This window comes from Streptomyces sp. NPDC054840, assembly GCF_053611065.1.
On sequence record NZ_JBSGZP010000197.1, the window covers coordinates 1 to 11,134 of the forward strand.

Annotated in this window: 7 protein-coding genes; 3 read left to right on the plus strand and 4 right to left on the minus strand. The window is 71.1% G+C overall.

What is annotated here, in order from left to right; translation table 11 throughout:
* The coding region (locus ACWGIU_RS16385; RefSeq protein WP_453706362.1) for a tetratricopeptide repeat protein at positions 1-2,370 on the plus strand (2,370 nt) is incomplete at its 5' end.
* A gap of 818 nt (positions 2,371-3,188) precedes the next feature.
* Here the strand turns inward: ACWGIU_RS16385 and ACWGIU_RS16390 are convergent.
* From ACWGIU_RS16390 to ACWGIU_RS16400, 3 genes are all read right to left on the minus strand, one after another.
* A complete protein-coding gene (locus ACWGIU_RS16390; protein WP_453706364.1) occupies positions 3,189-4,295 on the minus strand; it encodes a hypothetical protein in 1,107 nt (368 codons plus the stop codon).
* Positions 4,292-5,092, minus strand: a complete 801-nt coding sequence (locus ACWGIU_RS16395) for a ParA family protein (protein ID WP_453706366.1) — start codon at positions 5,090-5,092, stop codon at positions 4,292-4,294. The genes ACWGIU_RS16390 and ACWGIU_RS16395 overlap by 4 nt, the downstream gene beginning before the upstream one ends.
* A 750-nt stretch (positions 5,093-5,842) precedes the next feature.
* Positions 5,843-6,070 carry a hypothetical protein gene (locus ACWGIU_RS16400; RefSeq protein ID WP_453706368.1) on the minus strand — a complete coding sequence of 76 codons (228 nt, stop codon included), beginning with the start codon at positions 6,068-6,070 and terminating at the stop codon, positions 5,843-5,845.
* A gap of 215 nt (positions 6,071-6,285) precedes the next feature.
* Here ACWGIU_RS16400 and ACWGIU_RS16405 point away from each other — a divergent pair, with 215 nt between their 5' ends.
* Both ACWGIU_RS16405 and ACWGIU_RS16410 read left to right on the plus strand, forming a co-directional pair.
* On the plus strand, positions 6,286-8,397 hold the full coding sequence (locus ACWGIU_RS16405) for a hypothetical protein (RefSeq protein WP_453706370.1): 2,112 nt from the start codon (positions 6,286-6,288) through the stop codon (positions 8,395-8,397).
* A gap of 230 nt (positions 8,398-8,627) precedes the next feature.
* Positions 8,628-9,170 (plus strand): helix-turn-helix transcriptional regulator, encoded by a 543-nt coding sequence (locus ACWGIU_RS16410; RefSeq protein WP_453706372.1) that lies wholly within the window; start codon positions 8,628-8,630, stop codon positions 9,168-9,170.
* 60 nt (positions 9,171-9,230) lie between these two features.
* Here the strand turns inward: ACWGIU_RS16410 and ACWGIU_RS16415 are convergent, their stop codons facing one another.
* Positions 9,231-10,958, minus strand: coding sequence for a DUF2637 domain-containing protein (locus ACWGIU_RS16415; protein WP_453706374.1), 1,728 nt, complete (start codon positions 10,956-10,958; stop codon positions 9,231-9,233).
* Positions 10,959-11,134 lie beyond the last annotated feature (176 nt).

Here is an 11,134-nt window from a genome sequence, read left to right on the forward strand (position 1 = left end):
CCCGGCAGCGGCTTCGTCGGCAACCAATACGTCATGGACCTGCGCAACCCTGCCGCCGGGTGGCCGAGCGACGGGACCTCGCCGTGGTCGGGCCTTTCTGGGGCGGCGCTGTTCTGCGACCGCTACCTGACCGGCATCGTCGCCTCCGACCGCCAGCACTCCGACCACAGCCGGCTTAACGTCGTCCCGTCTTACGTGCTCCACCACGATCCCGCCTTCCGTACGGCTTTGGCCGATCATGGCGGCGGCCCGCAGGTCGGGCTGGAGGCGGTGGAGTTCCAGGACCTCGCCGACCCCACCGCCCGGCCCGCCGCTCGGCCGGCCCCGGTGACACCGGCGGCCCTGCTGGAGGCCGGACGTCAGACGGTCCCCTTCCACGGCCGCAAGGACCTCCTCGCCCAACTAGAGACGTGGTGCGGCCAGAGCGGATTCGGGGCGTGGCTGCTGCACGGCCCGGGCGGGCAGGGCAAGACCCGCCTCGCCCACCACCTCACCCACCTGCTCACGGCCCAAGGCTGGACAGTGCTGTGGCCGCGCGCCGGCGCCCGCCCCGACCAGCTGCTGGAAGTCCGGCGGGCGGCGAAGCCGCTGCTGGTCGTCCTCGACTACGCCGAGACCCGCCCCGACCAGCTCACCGCCCTCGTCGAAGCCGCCGACGAACACCCCGGCACCAGCCCGTTCAAGCTCCTGCTCCTGGCCCGCACCGCCGGCGACTGGTGGCAGCAGGCTGCCAGCGCCACCCGCCAGTCCGAGGACCACCTCACCACCGCCCGCACCAACCTCCTCACCCCCCTGGAGGACAAGCCCGACCGGCGCGTCGGCCACTACCGTGACGCCGCCCGCGCCCTCGCCACCGCACTCCCGTCTGTCCCAGGCCTCGCCAGCCACGACTGGACCGCGGCCGCCACAGCCCTGCGGCCACCACCGCACCTCGGCGAAAACGACGCCTACGGCAACGCACTCACCCTCCACATGACAGCCCTCGCCGACCTCCTCGACACCGCACGAACCGAACCCGCGGACAGCACCGGCGGAGAAGAAAACGCACAGGACGTCGAGGACCGGCTGCTCGGCCACGAAGCCCGGTACTGGCAGGGCAGCGCCACGGCCCGCGGCCTCACCCCCGGCCTGGGTATGGACACGCTGAAGACCGCGCTCGCAGCAGCCCACCTCACCGGTGCCGCCGACCGTGAACACGCCGACCTCCTGTGGCGGCGTCTGCCCGCGCTCGCGGACCAGCCCCGCGATCGCCGCAACCAGGTCACCGCCTGGCTCGCCACCCTCTACCCCGCCACCAGCTCGCAGAACGGTCCACCGTGGGGCGCGCTGCAACCCGACCGCCTCGCCGAACGCCACACAGGCCGCACCCTCGACGCCGACCCGCACTTCGCCGACCACCTCCTCGTCGGAGCCAGCGGCACCCAGGCCGAACAACTCCTCACCGTATACAGCCGCGCCGCCGCCCATCTCACTTTCCGAGGCAGGCTCGACACCCACCTCACCAGCTTCTGTATCCGCCACCACCGGCCACTCAGCCCGCACATCGTCACCGTCGCCACCCGCAGCGACTACCCCACCCCCCTGACCACCGCCCTCGACACCATCACCACCGACCCGGCAACCACCCTCGACGACCTCGACGCACTGTCAAGCCGATTCCCCCGCACCAGCCACCGCCTCGCCACCACCGCCGCCCGCCTCGCCACCACCATCACCCGCCGTTACCGCTCCCTGGCCGAGGCGAACCCCGACGCCCACCTGCCCGACCTCGCCGGCGCCCTCAACAATCTCTCCGTCGACCTGGGTGCGGTGGGGCGGCGCGACGAGGGCCTGGCCGCCGCCCAGGAAACCGTCGGTCACTACCGCTCCCCGGCGGAGGCGAACCCCGACGCCTACCTGCCGGACCTCGCCATGGCCCTCAACAATCTCTCCAACCGCCTGGGTGCGGTGGGGCGGCGCGGGGAAGGCCTGGCCGCCGCCCAGGAGGCCGTCACAATCCGCCGCTCCCTGGCGGAGGCGAACCCCGACGCCCACCTGCCCGACCTCGCCAGCGCCCTCAACAATCTCTCCAACCGCCTGGGTGCGGTGGGGCGGCGCGGGGAAGGCCTGGCCGCCGCCCAGGAGGCCGTCGGTCACTACCGTCCCCTGGCCGAGGCGAACCCCGACGCCCACCTGCCCGACCTCGCCATGGCCCTCAACAATCTCTCCGTCGACCTGGGTGCGGTGGGGCGGCGCGACGAGGGCCTGACCGCCGCCCAGGAGACCGTCACAATTCGCCGCTCCCTGGCCGAAGCGAACCCCGACCTCTTCGGAGCAGCCCTGCAACGGTCCCTGGACATGATGGCCTGGCTAGAAGGGCTCGAACCGTAAGCCCGGAGTCGATTGCAAGGTAGTCGCTTTCTCAGAGGGTCAGGTGGCGTCCCCGGGGTGCCATCTCCGGGGGTGCTCCACTACTGCGGCAAGGACGTCGACCAGCCTCCTGAGCGAATGCCGTGCGGGGGGGCTTGGGGGCGACATGGAGCAGCAGCAGGTAGACGCTTCCACCCTCCAGGGCTGTACCAGCTTCCCGGTGTAGACGGTGTCGTCCGCGTCGCGTACGGCGGCCCGTACCAGCTCCTCGATCCAGGGATCCGCGTGTGGCCGGCGGCGAACTCCTGCTCGCCCTGGTGGGGGAGCCAGCAGCGTTCTTCGTGCGCGGCGAGCAGGGTCGTGGCGTATCGCTCCACTATCCGCCATGCGAGGTCGGAGGTCCCATGTCCGTCTTCCCCCGGCTGGGCCGGCCGGAATGGCAGCACTCGCACAGGGCGACCCCGCGGGGAATTCCTGGTCTTCGTCCGGGCACAGGTGGCAGTGCGGGGCGGCTGGGACCAGGCGGAGCGCCCTGGCACCGGGCATGAGATCGGGGTCTTCGCCGGTGCCCAACGACGTCTGTGGCTGGGCGTGGCGCGATGGTCAAGTGAGCGGGTCGAGGGAGCAAGGTTGTGGTCTCCCGGGCGGCGCGGCGGTCATCGAGATGGCCTCGCATTCACCGAGCTGATCTTGTCCGGTTTCGCCGCCCTTGCCGTCCGAGGACGCGTCAAACGCTGAGCCTTCTGCAGGAGCGCGATTTGCGATGTCTCCAACTGGAGACATCGCCGGCACGGTAACGGCCTCATGGAGGAGGGCGTCACCGTGCTGCAGGGTGGGAGTCAGGTGCTGGCCGGTGCGCCGGTCCCGTCCTCGACGAGGTCAGGGTCGGTGACGTCTTCGGCAGAATCCTCCGCTCGGGGAGAAGGGAGGGTGGGGGCACTCTTGTCGACCGCCCTGCGACCGTCGGCAATGCGGCGCTCGACCTTGCGGAGTTCAGCTTCCGCCGCATCGAGGAGTTGACGCGCCTTCTCCGGGTCCTCCTTGGCCAAAGCCTCCACGGTGCGCGGCGCGACGGCCTTGTAGGCGGCGCCGAGGTGGGTCGCGGCAGTCGCGAGAGCCTTGCCGGGTTCCGGCTTCTGCGGGGCCTCCGTGTAGCCGAGCGCGATGGAGGCGACCTCGATCGAGGCTGCGGTAATGGGCGCGCTGCGGACGGCTCCGCGCCGGGCGAGCTCTGCGGCGATGTCTGCGTCAGTAACCGGCTCCGGGGCTACGGTGAACTCCTCACCCGTACCCTCGGCGGCCTCCTTCGCGGCCGCATGGGCGTCGGCCTTCGCTTTCTCGGCGGCCTTACGAGCCTTCTCTCCGGCTTCACGCTCGGCCGCCTCCCGCACCATCTCTGCGGCCTGGGCGAGTACGCGCCGGACTCCGACTTCTCCGTCCGCCTTGTATGCGTCGACCAGGGTGATGGCTTGGCTGACCGCGGGCCTCAGGGTCGGGATGTCTTCAATTGAAGACAGCAGGATACGCAGGACGGGTGCGGCGTCGATGAGGGCGTAGGCGCGGGGGCGGGAGACGCCGCGGGTCTCGGCGTATTCCTCGAAGGTCTGGTGGTGTGCGGTGTAGATCTCGGTCTTGTTGACCTCGGCGAGGATCAGCCCGAGGACCATGTCGTACCGGACCTTGAAGCGGACGGCACGAGCCCCCTCCTTTTCGAGGAGCGCGTCGAACTGCTGGATCCGCTCGGCGGGAGTCCCTTGGATGTCGCTGGGGTCGAACGCGGCCATCTCCGTGTTGGAGATGTCAGGGAAGCCAGCCATGGTGATGGGGGCGTGCTGGCGTTCGGCGGGGACCGCTGGATCGAGGTGGGCGTCGGGGGCTTTGGCGAGCTTGTTCTTGCGCTCCTCCTCGATCCGGGCGTTTCCGGCCTTGACGAGCTTGCTGCTCACTTGGTGGCTCCTGCTGCGGTGAGAATGCCGTCGTAGGCGTGGGCGAGGGCCGAGGCTTCCCTGCCGGTCTGGCTGGTCACCGGAACGCAGGCGTAGCGGGTCTGCTCGCGGAGGGTGTGCCGGGGGATGGCGAGGTCGTCGCGGTAGAGGTCTCCGTAGGTGTCGGCGAGATGTTTCCCTATGGCGTCCGCGAGGGTGGTCCTTCCGCCCGGGACGATAGAGGGGACGATGGCGACGACCTTGAGGTCGTAGCCGTAACTGTCGCGGATGATCGCGATGGTTTCCATCGCCTCCTTCGCGCCGATTCGGCCGTCCTCGTTGAGGGTTGCGGGGATGACAACATGGGTCGCGGCGAGGAGCGCGGCGGTGACGAGCTTGCCGCCGGCACGTGGAGGCAGGTCGAAGATGAGGTCGTCGTCTTCGTCCAGGACTCCTTCGAGGGCGTGGCGGAGCCGGAACTCGAAACCAGTGGACTGGTCAGCCTCGCGGTTGGCGAGGGCACGCTCGGCTGCGATGACTCGGACGCCGGACCAGTCCTCGGAGGCGTCGGTCAGAGCCTCGGTAGCCAGCCCGCGCTCGCCCTTCGGATCCATCGCGAGCAGGTCGTTCATGGTGAAGTCGGGTGCCTTGATGCCGAGCTCTGCCGTCAGGGTGCCTCGCGGGTCGAGGTCGGCGGCGACCACAGCGCCAGGGGTGCCGGTGAGGCGGCGCCTTCTGGCCGCAGCAACCAGGCCAGCGGCAGTCGCCGACTTCCCAACTCCTCCCTTCTCACTGTAAGAGGCGATCCGCGTGCCCATGTTTCTTCCTTCCGCCTGAGGGTTTTACGGCCGAAGACTACCGAGGCATGGTGCTCCGGTTCTCGGTTGGGCGGTACGCGTGCCCGATCGGAATTCAACTTCCGGGCGGTGCAATGCGGTAGGCCCCTGGCGGTGTGGGACGGGGCGCGCCGGGAGGAACGGGCATTCCGAGGGCCGTGGTGCCAGCGGTCTTGGGGTGGGTCTATACGTGCTGGCGTTCCGCGTGATGGGTGAGGCTGTCGTGCTCGCCGGTCTCGGGTCCGGCGAGGTGAGCGTCATGGTGAGCTGGTGCTCCGACGTTCCTTCGCGTGGACATGGGACTCCGGCCTGGCCAGGGCATGGGTGCTCCCGGAGGGCTCGTCCACGCGTCGTTCTGTGCGGCCCGCGCCGTCGGCGGGCCACCACAGGAGCGGCACGGACAGGCGCGGGCCGTCGCCTCCCCCGGGGACGGACAGGTTGGCGTTCACTTACATGGTTCCTTTCCGGCTTGCTTCTGTCGGCTGCCCGGCAGTGCAGCCCGACCGCGTGGATCCGGGGCGGGGCCGGACCTCTATGCCCACGCCCCCTCGTACAAAAGGCCCCGGCCCGCCGCTCGTAGAGGGTGGTCCCGGGCGCCTGGTTGTGCTGCTGACGGTGGTCAGTTCTGGGGTGCGGGGCGGCGGATCACGATCTGGTCCACGTGGAGGTGGACCACGGCGGAGCAAGGTCGTCGAGCGCGCCTGCGAGGGCTGAGGCGACGACGACCGACCTTTATCGGATGAGGCTGCGCAGGACGGTGGTGCTGGCGCCGGCGCTGGTCAGTCCGGCAATGACGGCGGCGGCTGCGGAAGCTCCTGTGAGGAAGGTAAGGCCGCCGATGACCAAGCCGATCACGAGGGCGGTGAGCAGTACGACGGTGGTGTGCAGGGACAGAAACGGCTGGGTGTTGGACTCGTGCGGTGGCGCGGCGGGGGACTGCGGGTTCTGATGTGTGGTCATGCATAGAATGTGCGGCCCTCGGGGCTGTGAACTGGGCATGTCGAACAACGTTGGAGAATCCTGATCAGCTGTCTGGCATCGCCGTACAGCGGCCGTGTGTGACCGAACGGCCTTCGCTCGCTCATCACTGTTCGGGGTTGTTCCGGAAAGTTCGGTGTTGTCCCGCCCCAGGGCCTCTAGCGTGGCTTGCCACAGAGCAGTGGGGGTTGGCGGGGATGGCGGAGCAGAGCGGGGCGGCGGGCGGCGTGGGGACGTACGAGGAGCTGTTGCAGGAGCAGGCGCAGTGTCTGAGGCGCCTGAAGGTGCAGCGGGGTGATCCGTCGTTGAGGGTGATCGAAGCCCGTGCCAAGAAGCTGTTCGCCGACGAGAAGGTGTCCTTGCCGCCCGCTACGCAGAGCACCGCCTTCGGCGGCAGATTTCTGGGTCAGGACAAGTTGATGTGGCTTGTGCGGACCCTTTTGTCGTGGGACAGGTTCGGCAGAGATTGTGATCCGCCGGCGTACGGGGATCCCGAGTTGGACGAGTGGCACGAACGATGGACGGGCATCGCCACGGCGAAGCAGGTACGCCGCCGGAAAGCCGCAGCACTGTCATCGCACGGTTCCGACATCCAGATCATTCAGAGCGAGGAATCACTGGCTCCTTCCGTGACCGATCCGACTGGCAGAGAGCTGGAGCTGCCCGTCCCCGTCCTGGACTCGCTGGAACCTGGGCCGAAGGTCAGGTACCGATCCTCCTTCGACCACGGCATGGCGGTCTCCGCAGTGGCGTTCTCTCCCGACGGCTGTCTTCTCGGCGCTGCCGACAGCAGCGGCCTCGTTCGGGTGTGGGACGCGGTCACCGGCCGGCCCGTGGGCGACCCCTTCACCGGACACAACGCCGCGGTCTCCGCGGTGGCGTTCTCCCCCGACGGCCGCCTCCTCGCCACCGCCGGCAGAGACGGCGCCATTCGGGTGTGGGATCTGGTCACCGGCCGACCCGGCGGTAACCCCCTCACCGGGCACACCGGCATGGTCTCCGTGGTGGCGTTCTCCCCCGACGGCCGCCTCCTCGCCACCGCCGGCAGAGACGGCGCCATTCGGGTGTGGGATCTGGTCACCGGCCGGCCCGTGGGCGACCACACCAGCGCGGTCTCTGCGGTGGCGTTCTCCCCCGACGGCCGCCTCCTCGCCACCGCCGGCGTCGACGGCACGGTCCGATTGTGGGACCCGGTAATGACCCGCCATCCCGTCGGCGAACCCCTCACCGGCCACACCAGCACGGTCTACGCGGTGGCGTTCTCCCCCGACGGCCGCCTCCTCGCCACCGCCGGCAGAGACCAGACTGTCCGATTGTGGGACCCGGTGACCCGCCATCCCGTCGGCGAACCCCTCACCGGCCACACCAGCACGGTCTACGCGGTGGCGTTCTCCCCCGACGGCCGCCTTCTTGTCACCGCCGACCTTGCTGGCAGGGTACGGCTGTACGAGCATGAAGTGCGGCCACTGCCAGTGTTACCGACTGTTTCACTCGCGGAGCGGGCCGTGTTGCACGCCGTACGCCGGGGGCATCCTGTGATGCTGCCTGCTCTCGAAACTGGCAGCCCGGCCACCGCTGTAGCCTTTTCTCCTGACGGCACCGTCCTCGTCACCGCCGGCAGGGATGGCACGGTTCGGTTGTGGGATCCGGTCATCGGCGGGACCGTCGGCGACCCCCTCACCGGACACGCCGACACCGTCTTCGCGGTGGCGTTCTCCCCCGACGGCCGCCTCCTCGCCACCGCTGGCAGGGATGGCACGGTTCGGCTGTGGGATCCGGTCACCCGCCGGACCGTCGGCGACCCCCTCACCGGACACGCTGGCACGGCGTACGCGGTGGCGTTCTCCCCCGACGGCCGCCTCCTCGCCACCGCTGACGGTGTGGGCCTCGTCCGGTTGTGGGATCCGGTCACCCGCCGGCCCATCGGCGACCCCTTCACCGGACACACCGGCACCGTCTACGCGGTGGCGTTCTCCCCCGACGGCCGCCTCCTCGCCACCGCTGGCAGGGATGGCACGGTTCGGTTGTGGGATCCGGTCACCCGCCAGCCCATCGGCGACCCCCTCACCGGACACGCCGACACCGTCTTCGCGGTGGCGTTCTCTCCCGACGGCCGCCTCCTCGCCACCGCCGGCGCCGACGAGACCGTCCGGCTGTGGGACCCCAGCAGCCGTCGACCCGTCTGTGCTCCCCTCACCGGACACACCGGGGCCGTCTCCTCGGTGGCGTTCTCCCCCGACGGAACCCTCCTTGCCTCCGTCAGCAGTCACGACAGCACCGCCCAGCTGTGGGTGGCCCTGTTCAGCTGACCCCATCGGGGCGAGAGGGGCATGTCCCTCTCCGCCTGGGCGGATGGCGGTGTGGCGGTGCTGGGCTCCGCCGCTCCTGGGCCTGTGCGTTTCATTTGCTGCCCTGTCCCCGGCAAGCGGTGCCTGGGAGTGGATCAGCAGCCCACCTGCGGGACAGTTTCGCGGCCGGTCCGACAGGCGGGGTGGGGGTGGTGGTGTCAGGGGGCGGCGTGGCCGGAGAGGATGTGCACATGACGCGCCCGATGCTGACCCAGCGGGAGGCCGCCGCCGCGTGCGGCGTCAGCCGCTCCACGATCCGCCGCCGCCGTGAGGCGGGTGACCTGCCCGGTTCCTTCGAGGACCCGAAGCGCGGCTGGATGGTCCCGGTGGACGACCTGCTGGCCGCAGGCTTCCGACTCAACGCACCCACGCCGCCGGACCATGCCGCCCCGGCTCCCGCCGGCCCTGCCGCTCCGTCCGACGGCGAGGGTCAGGACGCGGCCGTTCTGCGGGCGGAGCTGGCTCGGTTGAACGCGGAGCACGCCCTTGCGCTGGCCGAGGCCCGGTACGGGCAGAAGCTGGCGGAGGCCGAGGCCGAGCACCTGCGCCGCGAGCTCGTGGCGCGCGGTGAGCACATTGCGGATCTGCAGCGGGCGGTGGCAGCCCTGGCTCCCGCCCCGGAGCGGCCTGCGCTCGCCCCGCCGGGCGGCCCGGCTGTGCCCGGCCAGGCCCAGGGCGACCCGGGCGAGGCGGAGTCCGAGACCCGCAAGCGGTGGTGGGGCGGGCAGACCTGACGCGGTGGACGACGGTGGGCGCCAACTGCGTTCGGTGCCGCCTCGCCGCCGTGCGCCGGGTCAGGCCCGGGCGTCCAGCAGGGTCTCCAGCTTGGTCGGCCGGTAGCCGTCGTCCAGCTTGTCCACGGCCGCCTTCCGGATGTCGCCGGCGGCGGTCTGCTTCACGTTCAGCACGTCCATGATCGTGCTGAGGGGTACCGCCTCAGGGTCCCCCCCGGCGGCAAGGATCATCCGGGCCACCTGCCGCTCGGAGCGCTCACGCGGGGTCAGCCGGGCATAGTCCTCGGCCTGCTGAGCGCGCGCCTCGACCATGGCCGTCTCGTACCGGGCAGCCTCGGCCGCCCGCTCGGCCTCGGCGGCAGCCCGCTCGGCAGCCTGCTTGTCGGCGTTGGCCCGCGCCTCGGTCTCCGCGTGACGCGCGGCCGCCGCCCGCTGCCGTGCCACCTCGGCCGCTGCCTTCTCCTTCTCCGCGCGCTGTTGCTCCGCCTCCGCCTCGGCCCGCTCCGCCTCCGCCTTGTCTTCGGACGCCTTCCTGCGAGCGGCCGCCGCCTCGGCCGATTCGAGCGCCTCGGCCTCCGCCAGGGACTGCCGCTCCGCCGCCCTGCGGCGGTGCTCCGCCGCCACCTTGGCCGCCTGCGCGGCCGACTCCGCCTCCGCCTTCGCGGCCTCCGCGTTCGCGGCCGCAGTCTCCGTCCGGACCGCCTGCTGGTGCTCGGCGACCTTGATGTCGGAGACGTCCTCCAGCTCCCGCAGCCGGTCTTCCTTGGCCTGACGGCGCAGCCGCTCCGCCTCCACGCGCTCGCGCTCCGCCTCGGCGCGGGCCCGCTCCGCCGCCTCGGCCTTCCACTTCGCCGGGAGGGCCAGGGCCTCCTCCACGGTGTAGCCGCGGGGTGCCATCGTCATTGGCAGCAGCTGCACCTCGGTCGCCTTCGACAGGTCCCCGTCCAGCTCCTGGGTGAGCCACACCCGGTATCCCTCCAGCGCCTGTTCACGTTCCACCATCTCCGGGTAGCTGCGCACCACGGCCAGCCGCATCCGCCGGTAGAGCCGGCTCGTCCGGATCGGGGAGAGGACCCATCGGTGCAGCGGGACCCGATCGCTGGCTGTGCCGTCCTCGAGCTGCGCGGCGTGGACGATCAGGCGGCGAGCGCCCTCCACCCCGACGACGAACAGGACCGGCATCAGGGCGTGCCACAGGACGCGGACGGGGCCTGCCACCTGCGCGCCTTCGGCGGCCGCGTTCACGACGGTGCCGCCGGCGGCGTTGATGACCACGGTGGCGGCGGTCATGGCGTGGGCGCCGAACCGCAGGAGCGGCCATGGGATACGGCGGCCCGTCAGGTAGAGGTCCAGCGCGAGGAATCCGATGATCGCGCCGTCGATGCCGACGGGGATCCACGGTGCCAGCCACGGGGCGAACCCGGCCGCCTCAGCCATCTCGGCCAGGGTGCTGTACGAGGCGGCGAACCCGATGATCGTGACCGGGATCATGCCGATCAGGGCCGCCGCCGCGAGCCATCGGGCACCGCGGCGAGCCACCGTGTTCCCGGCCTGGGGGGCGGCCACCGCGGCCGGGGCCGCCTGGCCGGTGGCCGGGGCCACGGCCACCTTCTGGCCGGGCACCCCCGGCCGACCCGGGCCGCCCTTGCGCGGCGGGGGCGGAGCGGCCTCCGGTCGGGCCGGAGCGCCCGGCCGTGTGGCCGGAGCGGCCCCGGTCGTCACCGGAGTGGCCCCGGCCACGGCCACCCCCTGGCCCATGGTCTGGTCACCCGTCAGCGTCTCGTTCATCCCGGCATCTTCCCCCCTCCGGTGCGGAGCCGGAGCACCGCCCCTCCCAAGTGGAGCGGCGGCCGGTCCGGGCGGAGCCAGCGGCACGGTTGACCGGGTCAGGTCGTGCAGCGTGTGATGCGTCGTCACGGGTACCTCCGAAGCATGGATTTGGGTGGCGGGCCGGGAGGTTTATA

Excerpts from the sequence above, each read along its gene's own strand:
- ACWGIU_RS16395 (WP_453706366.1), bottom strand. The coding sequence starts at position 5,092 with ATGGGCACGCGGATCGCCTCTTACAGTGAGAAGGGAGGAGTTGGGAAG.
- ACWGIU_RS16400 (WP_453706368.1), bottom strand. The coding sequence starts at position 6,070 with ATGACCACACATCAGAACCCGCAGTCCCCCGCCGCGCCACCGCACGAG.
- ACWGIU_RS16405 (WP_453706370.1), top strand. The coding sequence starts at position 6,286 with ATGGCGGAGCAGAGCGGGGCGGCGGGCGGCGTGGGGACGTACGAGGAG.
- ACWGIU_RS16410 (WP_453706372.1), top strand. The coding sequence starts at position 8,628 with ATGACGCGCCCGATGCTGACCCAGCGGGAGGCCGCCGCCGCGTGCGGC.
- ACWGIU_RS16415 (WP_453706374.1), bottom strand. The coding sequence starts at position 10,958 with ATGAACGAGACGCTGACGGGTGACCAGACCATGGGCCAGGGGGTGGCC.